The sequence below is a fragment of the Halodesulfovibrio sp. genome, from assembly GCF_025210605.1.
GTDB lineage: Bacteria > Desulfobacterota > Desulfovibrionia > Desulfovibrionales > Desulfovibrionaceae > Halodesulfovibrio.
Window position 1 is genome coordinate 135541 of sequence record NZ_JAOARI010000011.1, and the last position, 16645, is coordinate 152185.

Here is a 16645-nt window from a genome sequence, read left to right on the forward strand (position 1 = left end):
CTTCTTAGCTCAGCTTAGCTTTTGCGATTTCGCAAAGCTGGGCAAAGTGCTCTTTTTCGCGAACTGCAAGGTCAGCAAGGACCTTACGGTTCAGTTCGATGCCAGCCAGGGCCAGGCCGTGCATGAACTTGCTGTAGGAGAGACCGTTCAAACGGGCGCCTGCGTTGATACGCAGAATCCAAAGACGACGGAACTCACGTTTCTTTGTCTTACGGTCACGGTAAGAATATACTAATGCATTTTCTACAGCTTCGCGTGCTGTGCGGTACAGTTTAGAACGACCGCCACGGAAGCCTTTAGCCATCTTCAAATATTTCTTATGACGACGATGAGCCGCCAAGCCTCTCTTGACTCGCATGGATACCCTCCAGGGTCTTTGTCACTCCGTGAGGCGAGAGATGTGCCAACGGAGCGCGAAAAAAAGTTATATACTAAGTTGATACGTCTTATGCGTTTGGAAGCATACGACGAACAGCTTTCTCGTTGCTTTTATCAACAATAGCAGACTGACCGAGGTTCATTTTACGTTTAGCACTTTTCTTAGTCAGAATGTGACGAAGGTTCTGCTTACGACGTTTGAACTTGCCGGTACCAGTCAAAGAAAAACGCTTTGCAGCGCCACGTCTGGTTTTAATTTTTGGCATGTTAATCTCCTTACCATTATTGCTGCACTGCCATTCTACAGCGTAATGACAGCACGCGAGAGAAAACCCCCTGCAATACAGGGAGTTTTCAGAAAAATTCCTCTGAGCAAAGCGCAGAATAACAAGTATGACTACGCGAAACGGGGATATTGCTCCAAATCAATCACAAAATCAAGCCAGAATGCTTATTTTTTCGCAGTCGGTACCAGCAACATGTGCAGGGTACGTCCTTCGGAACGTGGCATCTGGTCCACTTTTGCGATATCTTTGGTATCCTCCATAGCCCGTTCCAGAATTGTAAGACCGCGATCTTTATGAACGATTTCACGCCCACGGAAGAACACAGTAACCTTACAACGGTCACCGGCTTCGAGGAAACGACGAATGTGCTTAAGTTTGGTCTGGTAGTCATGTTCGTCAGTTTTAGGACGAACTTTAATCTCTTTAACCTGAACTACAGCAGCATTTTTCTTTGCTTCCTGTTTCTTCTTTTTCTGCTCGAACTTGTACTTACCATAGTCCATGATCTTGCAGACAGGTGGCTCAGCATTAGCAGCCACCTCAACGAGGTCGAGTCCTTTATCTTTAGCGATGTCGATGGCCTGATTTCTGTTAAGAATACCAAGCTGTTCACCTGTTTCACTAATAACGCGAACCTCACGCGCACGAATCTGTTCGTTGCGCTTTGTCATATCCTGCGGCTCTTGCCGACGATACTTAGGAAAAGCGATAGCTTAACCCTCCGCTTTTAAACGGTTCTTCACAATCAGCTTTAATAAGCTCTGCCACTTCCGAAATGGATTTAAGACCAAGATTTTCGCCCTTACGCATACGTACGTTGACACCTTGTTCTTCAATCTCTTTATCCCCGATAACTAGCATGTACGGGATCTTAGAAACCTGAGCTTCACGAACTTTGAAGCCCAGCTTTTCATTACGAGTATCTGCTTCAATGCGAATACCTTCTTTCAGAAGTTCCGCTTTGACTTTTTCTGCAAATTCGTTGTGTGCATCGGTAACGGTCAATACGCGTGCCTGAACAGGTGCAAGCCAAGTTGGGAAAGCACCTGCGTAGTGTTCTGTAAGAATACCGATAAAACGTTCAACCGAACCAAGGATAACGCGATGAACCATTACAGGACGGTGACGTTCACCATCTTCGCCCACGTACCCTAAGTCAAAGCGTTCTGGCAAGGTAAAATCACACTGAACGGTAGCACATTGCCATTCTCTGTCAAGGCAGTCGCGAAGTTTTACGTCAATCTTCGGCCCGTAAAACGCACCGTCACCTTCATTTATCTCGTAAGGAAGATCAATGGCTTTAAGCGCTTTAATCAGAGAATCTGTTGCCAGTTCCCAATCTGCGTCTTCGCCAATGGATTTTTCAGGACGGGTGGAAAGCTCAAGAGAGTATTCAAAACCGAAAACATTCATAATGTCTTTAACAAAGTTAAGAACACCAACAATCTCTTCCTGAAGCTGGTCAGGACGGCAAATGATGTGAGCATCATCCTGAGTGAACTGACGTACACGCATAAGACCGTGCAAAACGCCGGACTTTTCGTGACGGTGAACCACACCAAGCTCAAAATAACGCATTGGCAGGTCACGGTAGCTGCGCATATGGGACTTATAAATAAGCATATGTGCAACGCAGTTCATCGGTTTTACACCATATGGAACTTCATCAATTTCAGTGAAGTACATATTTTCGCGGTAGTTATCGTAATGACCGGAACGCTCCCAAAGCTCACGCTTGAGGATCTGCGGTGCCTGTACGATATCGTACCCACGTTTTAAGTGCTCTTTGCGTTCAAAATCTTCAAGGATAGTACGTACCAATGCACCTTTTGGATGCCAGTACGCCATACCTACGCCGCCTTCTTCCTGAAAACTGAAAAGGTCAAGTGCGGTACCGAGTTTACGGTGATCGCGTTTTTTTGCTTCTTCAAGATGGTTAAGGTATTTTTTCAGTGCCTTCGGATCTGCAAACGCAGTTCCGTAGATACGGGAAAGCATAGGGTTCTTTTCATCACCGCGCCAGTACGCACCAGCAACAGACATGAGTTTGAACGCCTTAACGTATCCTGTAGTAGGAAGATGAGGTCCGCGACACAGGTCTGCAAATTCACCGTGGCGGTAGATGGAAACTACATCGTCATCAACAGCGTCGATAAGTTCAAGTTTGTAGTTCTCACCCATGTCTGCGAAGATTTTTTTAGCTTCTTCTTTAGAAACAACTTCACAGGTGAAAGGAGCAGCCTCACGGATGATCTTTGTCATTTCTGCTTCAATGGCTTCAAGATCTTCAGTAGTAAACGGACGCTCTACGTCAAAGTCGTAGTAAAAACCGTTTTGAATAGAAGGACCAATAGTAACCTTAGCAGATGGGAACAGACGTTTTACTGCATCAGCCATAATGTGTGCAGTAGAGTGTCTGAGCAAATCCAGACCTTCCGGCGTGTCAGCGTATACAGGCGTAATTTCTTCACAACCTGCTGGAACAGTTGCAGTAATATCAAGCGTCGTTGTACCGCATTTTGCAGCCAACACAGTCTTGAGTTTTTTACCACTGAGTACTTCTCTCAGGGCATCACGGCAGCTTGCATCTGCTGCTACCTCTACAACTTGTCCTTCAATAGACACGTTCACGATGGCATCTCCTGAAACTTTTCGAGTATATAAAAAAAAAGGGAGGCTTCCGCCTCCCTACAATCCGTCAGTGTTGGTAGGCACGAGCAGTATCGAACTGCTGACCCCTACCATGTCAAGGTAGTGCTCTACCACTGAGCTACGCGCCTACACCGTTACGGCGAAGAAGGTATTTACGCATTCCCCGCTTACCCGTCAAGTATATTTTTTACATTTTTCTCTTTTTTCCTTGCAGGTAGAATAGAAAATCCTCTCTGCCAATGCTGGTTTTATCCTATATAATGTCGCTCCATTTGTGAACGTGAGAAATTCAATACGTCAAAAAGTAAAACATGAAATATATTTTTTATCCTTCCCCTGTTTTTTGACACGCGTCACAGAATTAAATGCATGGGGGAGATAGGTTGCATTCAACGGCGACAGATTTTCTCTTATGTCCACTTCTTCTGCTGAATTGCTTTGATGTTGTCGTTAGATGAGATACACATAAATTTCACATACAATACGAGGTGTACCAGTATGTTAGATTTCTTCAAAAAGCTTTTCCAGTCAGATGAGGCAACGCACGCAAATGATCCAGCAAAGGAGTTAACCATGTTCTGTAACCAGTGTGAACAGACAGCCAAAGGAACCGGCTGCGAAAAAATCGGCGTATGTGGTAAAAAAGCAGACGTAGCATCTCTGCAAGATCTCACCGTGTACGCACTTCGCGGTCTTGCTCTTGCCGCACTGAAAAAAGGGGACAACAGCAACAACCTTGGTCACTTTACATCCAAAATGCTGTTCACCACTCTTACGAATGTAAACTTTACTCCTGAAGATTTCCAAAAATTTATCAACGAAATCGTTGCACACCGCAGAGCGCTTGATACCCACTTCCAGAGCGGACCGGGTGCATTTGAACCTGCCGAAACCCTCGAAGGTCTTATTGCTCAGGGCGAAGCACATTCAATTAAAAACTTCGATACAGACGAAGACATTCGTTCTGCAAAACAGCTTCTTCTCTACGGCATGAAAGGTCTCTGTGCGTATGTTGACCACGCAGCAGTGCTCGGTCAGCAAGATTCCGCCGTGTACCATTTCGTATACACAGGTCTTGCAGCCGGTTACGACGATACAGAACGCGACCTTCAGGCATGGCTTGGTCTCTGCCTCAAGTGCGGTGAAGTGAACCTTCGCGCAATGGAACTTCTTGATGCAGCAAACACCGGAACCTTCGGTCACCCAGAACCTACTGAAGTTCCTCTTGGTCACGTACCGGGTAAAGCAATCCTCGTTTCCGGTCACGATCTTCAAGACCTCTACCTTCTTCTCAAGCAAACAGAAGGCAAAGGCATCAATATTTACACGCATGGCGAAATGCTTCCATGCCACGCATACCCAGAGCTTAAAAAGTTTGAACACTTCTACGGACACTTTGGTACTGCATGGCAGAACCAGCATAAGGAATTCCCAGAGTTTCCGGGCGCTATCCTCTTTACTACAAACTGCATCCAGAAGCCTCAGGATGTATACAAAGATAACGTATTCACAACTGGTCTTGTTGGCTGGCCTGGTCTTACACATATTGGACCGACAAAAGACTTCACACCAGTTATTGATCGCGCTCTCGCACAGCCGGGCTTTACAGATACCGTAGACAACGGAAGTGTACTTTGCGGATTTGGTCGCAACTCCGTAATGAGCGTTGCAGAACAGGTGATTGAAGGTGTTAAAGCTGGCGCAATCCGCCACTTCTTCCTTGTTGGTGGTTGTGACGGCGCAAAACCGGGACGTAACTACTACACCGAGTTTGTTGAGCAGGCTCCACAGGATACCGTAATCCTTACCCTTGCCTGTGGTAAATTCCGCTTCTTTGATAAGAAAATCGGTGACATCGGCGGCATTCCACGTCTGCTTGATGTTGGTCAGTGTAACGATGCATACTCTGCAATTCAGATTGCAATCGCCCTTGCCGGTGCATTTGAATGCGATGTTAACGAGCTTCCACTGTCCTTGATTCTCAGCTGGTACGAGCAGAAAGCTGTGGTAATTCTCCTTACCCTTCTCTCTCTCGGCATTAAAGATATTCGACTTGGACCTTCTCTCCCAGCATTTATCAGCCCGAACATCCTCAACGTTCTGGTAGAGAATTACGGAATTAAGCCTATTTCCACTCCAGAAGAAGACCTTAAAGCTATCCTTGGATAGCTTCATCCTAAGCACGAAGCCTCTCCCGCCTATGCAAACGGGGGAGGCTTTAACTTTTCGACTTACTAAATCCTCGCTTGCATCTCCTTGTGATGTGATTTCAACTTTCGTTCTTTTTAATGATGTTGTACTCACGTCATGGCTATCAATGATAAAGCGCCCTGCGGCAACAACAGGGCGCTTTATCTATATGTCCGCTATACTGCCTGCATCTGCAAAAACAATCGTATTGTATCCTTACCAATCAATTGCTTTTTTTAACTTTTCCTAAACAGCGTTTATACGATACGAATTTCAAATTGTACTTTTTTCACCACCATGCAGACAATACAGACTACAACCCCGAGGCTTATCGTTACGCCTTGCGAGGAGATTATATAATGAAACAATCACTACTTTTTCGCGCTACTGCATCTAATTACGCGCCATCACTACCTTCGCTCTATGACGTATGGGATCTTGGCATTGCAAACTCGTTGATATGGCGTTGCCCTACAAAATTCCTCCGCCAGCATTTCCGTACCCATGTAACACTGAACCATCTTGATGTCGGTGTTGGCTCCGGCTATTTTCTTGATAAATGCTTGCTTGAACAAAAACGACGCCTTGCGTTAATCGATACAGACAACACAACGCTCGAAGCTGCAGCGACTCGTATTGAACGCTTCAAGCCAGAAGTCTATCAGGCAGATGTGCTTTCACCGCTCAACTTGCCATGCAAAAAGTTCGACTCCATCAGTATTAACTATCTTTTCCACAATATTTCCGGTGCGATAAAAGAAAAAGCAGTTCTCATGGATCATTTAAAAGAATATCTCCATGACGGCGGCACTATTTTCGGCTCAACAATCCTGAGCCACGGAGTCTGCCATAGTTTTGCAGCACAAAAGCTTATGGCTTTCTACAATCAAAACGGTAGATTTTCTAATACTCGCGATTACCGCAACGGCTTACGGGAAGAGCTTGAATCCAGATTCACCAGCGTTAAAATTGAAGTAAAAGGGAGCGTCGCGTTATTCTCTGCTCGCAACGGTGAACGGTAGTGCGTATCCCCTAGAGCAGTATAGCTGTGAAGCATATCCAAAAGATAAAAAGCCAGATACCTACCCACATAGCATCTGGCTTTTTCATGCTTTGCCTCAATGTATATGTAAAAGCTCCAAATAAAAAAGGCAGTCATTACGACTGCCTTTACTCAAAATTTTTCTCTGACTTTTTTACAAAGATCACATTCCACACGGTGGATTATCTACATCACTTTGGCTCCAAAACTCGCCAAAACTCGCTGAACTACGGCATCAATTTCATCATCCGGTAGTCCAAGTACATTCCCTGTTGTAAGCTGCCGTGCAGCAAGTGACGCAAGGTACGGCATCGAAACAACCTGAGAAGGAAGTCCTTCAAGGTCAGGTAATTCTGGAGATTCAATATCAGAACGGTTAAGTACCAGCACCTGTTTACTCAAGCCCAATTCGCCTGCCATGGTTCCAACATCTGCGGCAGTCTGCAACCCTCGCATACTTGGTTCAGAGACCACAACAAGACCGTCTACATGCGCTACGGTTCCGCGTCCCAGATGCTCCACTCCTGCTTCTAAATCGACGAGCACCCAGTCGTTTCTTTCGAGAACCAGATGTGCCAAAATTGCTTTAAGAAGTGTATTCGCAGCACATGCACACCCCCCTCCGGCTCCGGTCACTGTCCCCATGACAAGTAAACGCTTTGCACCGACGTCTACGCCCTGCTCAACCTTTCCGACAACAGGAAGTTCAACAGAAAGCGCCTCCGGCAAGTCGCTCACGTCAGGGTTAAGCGTAAACATGGATGTGTTTTCCTGCCTGATACGGTCACGGATTAAATCTTCCCGATGAATAAGCGCTTCTGGCAAGCTACTTCTATCTATACCGCAGGCTTCACCCAACGAAAGAGCTGTGTCGGCATCAACCAGCCATACATTCTGTCCTTTTCGTGCGAGATAATCTGCCATCCATGCAGTGAGGGTTGTTTTGCCTACACCACCTTTGCCTGCAAATGCTAACTTCATTCTATCCATTCTCCCATGCCGTACCAACAAAAAAATCCGGTGCGAAGGTGCGCTCCGCACCGGAATATCACAAACTAGACTAACACTTTTCCCTATTCAGAAAGACCAAGTCCAACGCGCTTCATGCGGATGCGTGCATCCAGAAGCTCCGCTGCTTTAACGTAGTCATCTTCCACAACAAAGTGTGCACCTACGATATCTTCAAGTCCCTCAAGAGCAATATTGGTTACTGTTTCGGAACCAAGAATGTTCGGAGGAAGACCAAGGTGTGTCATAATACCACTGGCAACAGCGTACATACCGATTGCAGCAGCCTTCTCTGAATACCATTCTGGAGAAGATGCGCCCACAGGAAGGTCGGAGATATCCACGCCAAGCTCTTTAGCTACAAGACCGCAAAGCTGCATGATGCGTGCGTTATCTACGCAGCTACCAAGGTGGAGCACTGGTGGAATGCCAAGAGAGCCACAAACTTCTTTCAGCCCTTCACCAGCCATTTCGATACCTTCCGGTACGAGCAGCCCAGCTTTACCGGCAGCAGTTGTAACACAGCCAGTAACCAGAACAAGAATATCACGTTTGATAAGTTCTTTTGCAAGACCGACGTTTGCGGAGTCCTGCTTAATTTTAGGGTTGTTACATCCTACAATCCCGACAACACCGCGAACCTTGCCTGCTTTGATTGCATCAACCAGAGGGGTGAGTGTTCCGCCAAGCGCAGAAAGAATAGCTTCGTTAGAGAAACCTGTCATAATTTCAACAGGCTGTGCTGGAATCTCTACACGTCCAGCATCACGCTCAATGTACGCTTTGATAGACTCTTCAACAATGGCGGTTGCCTGTTCAAGCGCGTTGTGCGGGTGCACTTCAAAGTGCATTGCGCCAGTAAACTTAGCTTTTTCCGCAGTAGTGATGAAGCGGGTATGGTAACACTGTGCAATTGTTACCATGGAAGGCATGATACACTGGTAATCTACAACAACGGATTCTACAGCACCGGTTACAATCGCAAGTTCTGTCATAAGGTGGTTACCAGCCATCGGGATACCCTGACGCATAAGTAACTCGTTACCTGTACAACACAGACCTGCTACGTTGATACCTGTAGCACCAGCAGCTTTTGCTTTTTCAACCAGTTCCGGAAGACGTGCAGCAGCCAAAATCATTTCAGAGACAACTGGGTTGTGCCCGTGAACAAGAATGTTCACCTTGTCTTCTTTAATAACACCAAGGTTGCTTGTAGAGCGTGATGGGGTTGGAACACCGAAAATAATATCGGAGAGTTCTGTACCGATCATAGAACCGCCCCAGCCGTCAGATAGTGCGCAACGTGCTGAGTGGAGCAAAGTATTAGGTGCATCGTTATCACAGCCCATGTGTGTACGGTGCATCATTTCTGCAATTTCACGGTCAACACCACGAGGTGTGATTCCTACGCGATCCCATAAAGCAAGACGCTGCTCTGGAGCACGGGAGAGAAATGCAAGAGAAGAACGGCGCGAACCAAAATCTTTATAACATTCTTCAACAAGGTCGTTCGCGATATCATTCAGTTCACGACCTTCGGTTTCAATACCTATCTCAGCAGCAATACGGGTCAGCTTTTCCGGTTCTGAAATATGGTAATGGTCTGTTTTTCCTTCAACAATCGCTTCGAGAACTTCGATCAAGTCGCGACCATGGTCTGAGTGACCAGCGCTGCCACCCGCAATAAAGCGACCAAAGTTACGTGCAACCACAACGTCTGCGTCGGCACCGCAAACGCCAAGGTTCATTTTCGCACCCGGTTTGGTGCTGATACGACAAGGTCCCATGATACAGTTACGGCATGTTGTGCCAAGATCACAGAATTTACAGTGTGGAGTTTGACGTTCCAATCTATCCCACGCAGTTTCAATACTTTCCGCTTTTGCTTTACGGATCATCGCCTGCGCATCTTCCCAAATCGACATATCTTCAGGTTGTTTCACTTCTTTTGCCATTTGTGCTCTCCTCCATAAAAAAGTTATCTGCCTCCGTTTTTTCACATTCAATATAATAAATCTGTCAGCAAGCTGACAATTGGTTAAAAAAGAAATTCGACAATACCGCTTGATTATTTTTTCAACTCTTCTAATCGGCTTTCATCGACTATTTCGAACACGCCACGTTTAACACGGAGAAGAATTCCTGAACGAACCATATCGTTCAGCAGTGTAGATACCGTCTGCCGTGTAGAGCCAATATGCTGTGCAAGCTGCTCACCAGTCATACCTAATCGGGCTAACCGCTTACCCTCTTCATCTTTTGCAACAGACAAAAGAAAATCTGCAAGGCGCGTTGATGCATCACCAAAAACAAGACCATCAATAATACCAAACGTACTTTTGAGCATATTGCCAAGAATACGCACCATTACTTTGCTAACCTGTGGAATATCGCGCATGTATGTGTGGAATACCGCAATACTCGTTGTCAGCAAAACACCGGAGGTCAATGCCTGAACAAATGTTCCTGTGTGACAGGTGTAGATATCTCCAGCTTCCAGAATAGCAAGCGTAAATTCTTTCCCTTCCGCAGCCAGAAAAACTCTCAGCCTTCCTTCCTTAACAATAAAAACACTACCGGCTGCATAAAAATCCGGCTTCGTCATATCCTCATCCGTAGTGCAGGAAGGATCAGCGATTACTTCCGTAGCAACAAACTTGCGCTCATGCATGGCGGCGCGCAACTCCGCAAATTCCGGCTTCGACAGTTCTGATAGAAGATTTATTTCGGCGAACTTCATGCGTATATCCTCATAATGAGTTCGTGTTACACAATTCATATCCCATTAAGATTGCCCAAGAGGTCAAAAGTTGCAAGAAGTCCCATCAACATTTTAGTATTACCCTGACTGATGACACGCATTTTCCGTGGTATAAAGAAAAGAACCTAAACATCATCAAATGTACAGTTACCTATTCCAACATTTAAGACCATTCATAGCTAATAAATCAGGCATATACGAGGATGCGGTCAGCGAACCTCCTCACTCAGAAGCGCACATTGTGTAATAAAAGTATTGGCAAATTCAAAAAAGTTTCTATTTTTGCTGTATGTCACAATATTAAAATGCCAACCGCGTATAGTGAACTCAACAAATGAGGAATTAAAGCGACTTCGCTAAAAGGAGTTTTTATGAATAAAGTGATGCGTAAAATTATTGAAATTGATGAAGAACGTTGTGATGGCTGCGGCTTGTGCGTTCTCGACTGTGCCGAAGGTGCTATTCAGATCATCGATGGAAAAGCCAAGATTGTTAAAGATGAATACTGTGACGGCTTAGGAGCCTGTCTCGGTGCATGTCCTCAGGACGCATTGCATATTATTGAACGTGAAGCTCCTGAATTTGACGAAGAAGCAGCAATGGCATGGGTAAAAGAACGTGATGCCCAGCAGGCAAAAGAAGCCCCTCAGTCCAGCCCGTGCGGTTGCATGGGGTCTCATGTAAAAAGCATGAAAACAGTCGAGATTGAAGTTCCGGGCAACAAAGTTTCCGGCCCCGGACACTGGCCGTTAAAAATTCGCCTCGTGCCGCCTTCTGCGCCGTTTCTTAAAGATGCAGATGTGCTTGTAGCAGCAGACTGTGCTGCGGCAGCCTCTCCAATTTTCCATAGCGAGTTTGCTAAGGACAAGGTTGTTCTCATCGGCTGCCCAAAATTTGATGATACCAATGAGTATGTGCATAAACTTGCGGACATCATCCGCAACAGCGGCATCCGCTCTATCAGCGTACTCCGCATGGAAGTACCTTGTTGCACCGGTCTCTCACGAGCGCTTGCCGATGCAATTAAGCTTTCCGGTGTTGATGTAGCAGCCAACGAAACCATTATGACATGCGCTGGCGCAAAAGCACAAAAAACTATGTTCGGTTAGCAACTACCCTGCAATCTCCACACGCAACGACATTAGCCTAAAAACGACAACGTAAAAAAGACCGCAGCACATATGTACTGCGGTCTTTTCATATTTCAGCTAGTGCATGCTATGATCTAGCTATGCACTATTCATAAGCAACATGCTATTGCATGTGAGGAGCTTTCCACCATCTGCCGTTAGGCTGAACAAAGCCACAAGGGCCTGCACAAGGGCGTCTTACTTTGCATTCGGATGCATCAGAAAGCACTTTTTTAATTGCCATCTGGTTGCATGGAACTGTAAGCACCGCGCATGGCGGACAAGGTGAACAAGGAACGTCGATTACTTCTACTTTTTCCACTACCACTTCCTCAATCGGACAAGGCTTTGGACAAGCAGGTACGCATGGTTGTGGGCATGGTTGTACACAAGGCTGTACGCATGGCTGCGGTGCAACCCGCGGTGCGCATGTTTGTGCCTGAGCCATAATCGGCAGTGCGAAAACAGCCATAAGAACCAATGCGCCAATATTACAAGCAATAACTTTTGCCTTTACCATAAGGTGCCTCCTATCAAAACGATTTTTTAATCTAAAATAACCTGTTACGTTCAACATTCGTAAATGCAGCTCGCTGCTACACTGATCGCAACAACCTTAAGCAATTACCAACACGCTAGCAGAAAGAACACAAAACAAACATTACTACATTGTAATATTCTTGATAAATCGCAGTAGTCTTTATGTACTATGGATAAAAAGCACTGCATCATTCTTTTATTACAGAAAAAACCGTCTTTGAATTACTTCAAAGACGGCTCAAAAAGATATCGCAACGTGTAATCTAGCAATGCTAACAGGATGTTGCATCCTACTCTACAAACAATAAGACAGGCTCCCCAACAATACCTCTCACGCAACAGTCGAAAATCACATACGAAAAAGCATAATCGTTTTTTTCAAAAAAGAAGTCTCAGGCTACAGAACAATTTCCCCTTCAGCTAAATCTTCGAGTGCTGCCATATCCTCAATGGTTATTTGCCGCCCTTCCACTGAAACAAGCCCTTTGTCTGCCATCTTTGAAAGCGTACGGGACAGTGTTTCGCGAGCAGTTCCAAGCATTCCGGCGAGTAAGCCTTTGGATACGTCCAATTTGAACGTGACAGCACCATTTTTTTCTTCACTGGTGTACAGCAAATACGACGCCAGACGCTGCGGCGCTTCATGCAGGGTCAACGCCTCTACCTGCTTGGTAAACATGCGGAGTTTTTTGGACATGGAACCAAGCATGGCAAGAGCCAGTGCAGGGTCATTAGCAATACACTCCAGCAGCCCTTTTCGCGGAAAAAATGCCAGTGTAGATTTTTCAACAGCTTCAGAATGTGCGGGAAAAGAACTATTCTGAAAAACAGCCACTTCGCCGAAAGTTTCACCGGAACCGTACAGATGAATGATCGCCTCGCGACCATCAGGACCTGTCTTGTAAATCTTCACCCTGCCGGAAAGCACTATGTAGAAACCTTCAGCCGGAGCTGATTCATAAAAGATAATTTGTCCACGCCCTACATTTTTTTTCACTGCAATGTCTGCCAACTCTGCAAGTTGCTCAGTGGAAAGTCCGCTAAAAAATGGCATTCTGGAAAGCACCGTTGTAAGTTCCATAATATTCCTTTTGCATATATGTCAGGTGGATTGCGTAGAAAAAAATTACCATAAAGAACATCTTCAGCTCTTAGTGTAAGTATGGTCATCTTATACAGATGTACAGTCAAGACGTCTTTTTTTCAATTTTACTGTCCCTGCCTGCGTTTCACCCCTTTGCACAATTGCGAACTGTTGGAAACGAGGCTATAGTCCTCACATCATTATGAGGAGAACTCTATGAGCAAAATGTCCCAAAGTGTAGCAGCACGCGTTGAAGAACTGTTGCGTGAACAATTAAGTGAACTCGGAATTGAAATTGCAAAACTAGAACCGCACGTTATCGCAGAGAACATGAAATGTGATGTGTTCTCAGATGATTCCATGATATATTATTGGAAAGGTGAACCTATTCTGCGCGTTGAGCCAGACTCCACTCAGGAAGGTTCCACTAGCTGGCGCATGTTTACTAAAGACGATTTGCCAACGCAGTAGTGCAATTCGTCTGATACTGCACACAGCGCAGACAATACAAGTTTCCAGCTAATTTTTTTCAGAACAGCACAGCGCTCTTATGAAAAATAAAGGGTGATTCTACAGTTACGTAGAATCACCCTTTTTCTATTCATTCCTTGAAAGCTCAATATCGTGTGAGCTTCCAGTGCATATCGAAATTATTTACCTACTGCTGAAGCGCACGGTCGATACGGGCAAGAGTACGTTCTTTGCCAATAATTTCCATAACGTCAGGAAGGTTAGGACCACCCATAGCACCCACAAGTGCTACACGCAGTGGAGGCCCTACAGCCTTAAACTTGAGGCCGTTATCAGATACATAGTTACCCATAACATCGTGAGTTGTATCTTTAGTAAAGGCTTCAAGTGCTGCAAACTGCTCACGCATATTTGCAAGGTGCTGTTTGCCTTCTTCAGTCAGCGCTTTCTTGACTGCTTTTTCTTCAAATTCATATTCAGAATCGGAAAGAAGCATAAAGCGCATTGCATCAACAAGACCGATAAGATCTTTAGCTCTGTCTTTAAAAAGAGGAACCATAACGGTTAAGTCTTCTACAGAAACTTCAAAACCAGCTTCTTTAGCAAACGGAGCTACCAGTGCTGCAAGGTCAGCATCAGCGGTATCTTTCATGTACTGCGCATTAAGCCAAAGCAGTTTGTCTGGATCAAAACCGGCAGCAGAAGAAGAAAGGTTGTCTGTGGAGAATTTTTCGATAAGCTCTTCCAAAGCAAAAATTTCCTGATCGCCGTAAGACCAGCCAAGGCGTACAAGGTAGTTAACCAATGCCTGAGGAAGCAGACCCATTTTTTCATATTCCATAACAGACTTTGCACCGTGACGCTTGGAAAGCTTCTTACGGTCAGAGCCAAGAATCATCGGAACGTGTCCAAATTCAGGAACATCCCAACCAAGTGCTTCATAAATCATGATCTGCTTTGGTGTGTTGTTTACATGGTCGTCACCACGAAGCACATGAGAGATTCCCTGAGAATGGTCATCGACAACCACAGCGAGGTTGTAGGTAGGAGAACCGTCACTGCGGCGGATAATCATGTCGTCTAGCTCTTCATTATCAAAGGCAATATTGCCTTTCACAAGGTCTTTCCAGACGGTACGACCAGTAAGCGGCGCTTTGAAACGCACAACACGACCTTCTGCTTTTTCCAGACCAAGCTCACGACATTTGCCATTGTATTTTGGCTTCTTGCCATTAGCACGTGCTTCTTCACGCATTGCTTCTACTTCTTCCGCAGTGCAGTCACAGTAGTATGCTTTGCCTTCTGCAAGCAGCTGATCGATGTACTGGTTGTAGAGGTCGTCGCGCTGGCTCTGGTATACAGGTTCTGCATCCCAGCTAAGACCAAGCCATTCCATGGAAGCAAGAATTGCGTCTGTGTACTGCTGCTCAGAACGCTCTCTGTCTGTATCTTCAATACGCAGAACAAATTCCCCGCCATTATGACGAGCAAGCAACCAACTAAAAATAGCGGTACGAGCGCCGCCGATATGTAAATGCCCGGTCGGAGACGGAGCAAAACGAGTGACTACTTTAGCCATGTAACTATCTCCTAAATATAAAAAACCTGCTGCCAACGATGCACGCCTGCATTCAGACAATGCATTTCTTAAGTGGAAGACAAGCTCCCTGAACTACGATGTTCTTCTTAGAACTCATGTACTAAAAACATCAAAGCTACGCACATACGCGCCGCAGGTATATAATCAGATAAATTAGTCGTCAGCTGGTTCAACAGCTTTAACTTCAGGTACTGCTTTGAGAACAAAACGCTCAACAGTATTACGCAGTGTCATCTGGGACATCGGGCAACCTTTACAGGCACCAGTAAGACGTACGGTCACAATACCGCGCTCAGTAACATCAACCAGTTCAACGTCGCCGCCGTCATTTTGAAGGTACGGGCGAACTTTATCCAACGCTGCTTCAACTTTTTCTCTAAGAGTCATTGTATCCCTCACAGTTCTGTATATAATGTGTGGCACTTCTATCGCCGTTAAAAAACGGTGTCAAATATAGACAGAACCAAACTGCCTTTTTTTCGTACCCCACAAAAAAACGCCAGTTTCAAACATATTGCTCATCAATTGTCTGAAACTGGCGCAAGTCAATCACATAAAAACTCTATCGGCTGCCTTGCTTAAGAGTTCTGTTACCCCTCAGCAAGTTCAACGATAAATTTTTTCGCAAATGCAACAGGATTATAGCTCATCTTTGCTTTACGCAGCCCCTCATCATCCAAGTCCTGCTCACGGTTGACGAAGGTAAAGCGAGAACCTTCTTCTTTCATGAAGAAATTGTTGATAGCCTGATAGACACCTTTGTAGTCCGTTTTTCCTTTTTCAAAATGGATCACAACCGTGTCACCGTTGATCGCTTCAGCAACAGTATACGCAATAACCTTACCGTCAATCTGAATCGAGCCACCTAAAAGGGAAGGTATTTCATCCCACTGTTCCAATACGCGGCGGATTGCGTCATTTTCGGCGAGTAATGATTGAGAATCTTCGCATTCGCGCCACATGCACCATTCTTCCTGCATTTCAAGCACAGCTTCTACGCAGTCAGCAGTCATAGGCTCATAGGTATACGTGTAGAGCTTCTTGAACTGGTTAACGAGGTTTTTCTTTTTATGGAATTTTTTACCCCGCAGTTCGCTCAATTCTTGAACATCGTAGATATAGTCCCACTGCCCGCGATCTTCTTCAGCACGAACGCGACCGCCAAGTTTTTCATTCCAAATTTCAAGTAACCGTTCTGGCACACGATGGAATGTGCGAGCCTGTTTCATATACGGGCACTGTGTCCAATCTACATTTTCCCAATTACCGATAGGTGCCCAGTAGCGAACCACTGGAATTTCGGAACCAACCGTAGTGGACTGGCGAATCCAGACTAAATTTTTTGTCCATGCCCATTCGAGACCATATTCATCTGCCCAGCCCCAAATATTCGTAAAACTAAAATCAGATGACTTCGTTTTGCTCTGAGCCAGACGTTCCATATATTCGTCTTTACGATCTAACGTAATAGGTTCGAAAATCAGTTCTTCCATCAAAGACTC

At 45.4% G+C, this 16645-nt stretch carries 16 protein-coding genes and 1 tRNA gene; 4 read left to right on the forward strand and 13 right to left on the reverse strand.

What is annotated here, in order from left to right; translation table 11 throughout:
- Positions 1–4: 4 nt before the first annotated feature.
- The 5 genes from rplT to N4A56_RS03660 form a co-directional block, all read right to left on the reverse strand.
- Complete coding sequence (gene rplT, locus N4A56_RS03640) at positions 5–358, reverse strand: 50S ribosomal protein L20 (RefSeq protein ID WP_066856710.1); 354 nt, start codon at positions 356–358, stop codon at positions 5–7.
- Positions 359–446: 88 nt separating this feature from the next.
- Complete coding sequence (gene rpmI / locus N4A56_RS03645; protein WP_290918801.1) at positions 447–644, reverse strand: 50S ribosomal protein L35; 198 nt, start codon at positions 642–644, stop codon at positions 447–449.
- 185 nt (positions 645–829) lie between these two features.
- A complete protein-coding gene (gene infC, locus N4A56_RS03650; protein WP_293669048.1) occupies positions 830–1336 on the reverse strand; it encodes a translation initiation factor IF-3 in 507 nt (168 codons plus the stop codon).
- A 25-nt stretch (positions 1337–1361) separates the two neighbouring features.
- On the reverse strand, positions 1362–3296 hold the full coding sequence (gene thrS / locus N4A56_RS03655; protein ID WP_293669050.1) for a threonine--tRNA ligase: 1935 nt from the start codon (positions 3294–3296) through the stop codon (positions 1362–1364).
- Between the two features lie 74 nt (positions 3297–3370).
- Positions 3371–3445, reverse strand: a tRNA-Val gene (locus tag N4A56_RS03660).
- A gap of 445 nt (positions 3446–3890) precedes the next feature.
- Between N4A56_RS03660 and hcp the strand changes: the two genes are divergently transcribed.
- Both hcp and N4A56_RS03670 read left to right on the forward strand, forming a co-directional pair.
- Entirely contained in the window at positions 3891–5486 is a 1596-nt protein-coding gene (gene hcp, locus N4A56_RS03665; RefSeq protein ID WP_293669159.1) for a hydroxylamine reductase, read from the forward strand.
- 380 nt (positions 5487–5866) lie between these two features.
- The gene (locus tag N4A56_RS03670) at positions 5867–6529 is read left to right on the forward strand and encodes a class I SAM-dependent methyltransferase (protein WP_295545121.1); all 663 of its coding nucleotides are present in this window, start codon (positions 5867–5869) and stop codon (positions 6527–6529) included.
- Positions 6530–6735: 206 nt separating this feature from the next.
- Here N4A56_RS03670 and N4A56_RS03675 read toward each other — a convergent pair whose 3' ends face one another.
- The 3 genes from N4A56_RS03675 to N4A56_RS03685 form a co-directional block, all read right to left on the reverse strand.
- Positions 6736–7530 carry an AAA family ATPase gene (locus tag N4A56_RS03675; protein WP_295545122.1) on the reverse strand — a complete coding sequence of 265 codons (795 nt, stop codon included), beginning with the start codon at positions 7528–7530 and terminating at the stop codon, positions 6736–6738.
- Positions 7531–7622: 92 nt separating this feature from the next.
- Entirely contained in the window at positions 7623–9512 is a 1890-nt protein-coding gene (gene cooS, locus N4A56_RS03680; RefSeq protein WP_293669056.1) for an anaerobic carbon-monoxide dehydrogenase catalytic subunit, read from the reverse strand.
- Between the two features lie 113 nt (positions 9513–9625).
- On the reverse strand, positions 9626–10297 hold the full coding sequence (locus N4A56_RS03685) for a Crp/Fnr family transcriptional regulator (protein WP_293669058.1): 672 nt from the start codon (positions 10295–10297) through the stop codon (positions 9626–9628).
- Positions 10298–10689: 392 nt separating this feature from the next.
- Here N4A56_RS03685 and N4A56_RS03690 point away from each other — a divergent pair, with 392 nt between their 5' ends.
- Entirely contained in the window at positions 10690–11427 is a 738-nt protein-coding gene (locus N4A56_RS03690; RefSeq protein ID WP_293669060.1) for a 4Fe-4S binding protein, read from the forward strand.
- Between the two features lie 145 nt (positions 11428–11572).
- Here the strand turns inward: N4A56_RS03690 and N4A56_RS03695 are convergent, their stop codons facing one another.
- Together N4A56_RS03695 and N4A56_RS03700 are read right to left on the reverse strand one after the other, a co-directional pair.
- On the reverse strand, positions 11573–11968 hold the full coding sequence (locus tag N4A56_RS03695; RefSeq protein ID WP_293669061.1) for a hypothetical protein: 396 nt from the start codon (positions 11966–11968) through the stop codon (positions 11573–11575).
- A gap of 417 nt (positions 11969–12385) precedes the next feature.
- Complete coding sequence (locus tag N4A56_RS03700) at positions 12386–13069, reverse strand: Crp/Fnr family transcriptional regulator (RefSeq protein ID WP_293669062.1); 684 nt, start codon at positions 13067–13069, stop codon at positions 12386–12388.
- Positions 13070–13288: 219 nt separating this feature from the next.
- Here N4A56_RS03700 and N4A56_RS03705 point away from each other — a divergent pair, with 219 nt between their 5' ends.
- Positions 13289–13543: a hypothetical protein gene (locus N4A56_RS03705; protein WP_293669064.1), complete on the forward strand. Its 255-nt coding sequence runs from the start codon at positions 13289–13291 to the stop codon at positions 13541–13543.
- A gap of 187 nt (positions 13544–13730) precedes the next feature.
- On the opposite strand, the gene gltX is transcribed toward N4A56_RS03705, so the two are convergent.
- From gltX to N4A56_RS03720, 3 genes are all read right to left on the reverse strand, one after another.
- Positions 13731–15122, reverse strand: coding sequence for a glutamate--tRNA ligase (gene gltX / locus N4A56_RS03710; RefSeq protein ID WP_293669065.1), 1392 nt, complete (start codon positions 15120–15122; stop codon positions 13731–13733).
- 174 nt (positions 15123–15296) lie between these two features.
- Positions 15297–15530, reverse strand: a complete 234-nt coding sequence (locus N4A56_RS03715; protein ID WP_290922780.1) for a NifU family protein — start codon at positions 15528–15530, stop codon at positions 15297–15299.
- Between the two features lie 203 nt (positions 15531–15733).
- Positions 15734–16636 (reverse strand): phosphatidylglycerol lysyltransferase domain-containing protein, encoded by a 903-nt coding sequence (locus N4A56_RS03720; RefSeq protein ID WP_295545127.1) that lies wholly within the window; start codon positions 16634–16636, stop codon positions 15734–15736.
- Positions 16637–16645: the final 9 nt, after the last annotated feature.

Bases quoted from the DNA above. Each gene is read 5' to 3' on its own strand.
- rplT (WP_066856710.1), bottom strand. From the start codon at position 358: ATGCGAGTCAAGAGAGGCTTGGCGGCTCATCGTCGTCATAAGAAATAT.
- rpmI (WP_290918801.1), bottom strand. From the start codon at position 644: ATGCCAAAAATTAAAACCAGACGTGGCGCTGCAAAGCGTTTTTCTTTG.
- infC (WP_293669048.1), bottom strand. From the start codon at position 1,336: ATGACAAAGCGCAACGAACAGATTCGTGCGCGTGAGGTTCGCGTTATT.
- hcp (WP_293669159.1), top strand. From the start codon at position 3,891: ATGTTCTGTAACCAGTGTGAACAGACAGCCAAAGGAACCGGCTGCGAA.
- N4A56_RS03670 (WP_295545121.1), top strand. From the start codon at position 5,867: ATGAAACAATCACTACTTTTTCGCGCTACTGCATCTAATTACGCGCCA.
- N4A56_RS03675 (WP_295545122.1), bottom strand. From the start codon at position 7,530: ATGAAGTTAGCATTTGCAGGCAAAGGTGGTGTAGGCAAAACAACCCTC.
- cooS (WP_293669056.1), bottom strand. From the start codon at position 9,512: ATGGCAAAAGAAGTGAAACAACCTGAAGATATGTCGATTTGGGAAGAT.
- N4A56_RS03685 (WP_293669058.1), bottom strand. From the start codon at position 10,297: ATGAAGTTCGCCGAAATAAATCTTCTATCAGAACTGTCGAAGCCGGAA.
- N4A56_RS03690 (WP_293669060.1), top strand. From the start codon at position 10,690: ATGAATAAAGTGATGCGTAAAATTATTGAAATTGATGAAGAACGTTGT.
- N4A56_RS03695 (WP_293669061.1), bottom strand. From the start codon at position 11,968: ATGGTAAAGGCAAAAGTTATTGCTTGTAATATTGGCGCATTGGTTCTT.
- N4A56_RS03700 (WP_293669062.1), bottom strand. From the start codon at position 13,069: ATGGAACTTACAACGGTGCTTTCCAGAATGCCATTTTTTAGCGGACTT.
- N4A56_RS03705 (WP_293669064.1), top strand. From the start codon at position 13,289: ATGAGCAAAATGTCCCAAAGTGTAGCAGCACGCGTTGAAGAACTGTTG.
- gltX (WP_293669065.1), bottom strand. From the start codon at position 15,122: ATGGCTAAAGTAGTCACTCGTTTTGCTCCGTCTCCGACCGGGCATTTA.
- N4A56_RS03715 (WP_290922780.1), bottom strand. From the start codon at position 15,530: ATGACTCTTAGAGAAAAAGTTGAAGCAGCGTTGGATAAAGTTCGCCCG.
- N4A56_RS03720 (WP_295545127.1), bottom strand. From the start codon at position 16,636: ATGGAAGAACTGATTTTCGAACCTATTACGTTAGATCGTAAAGACGAA.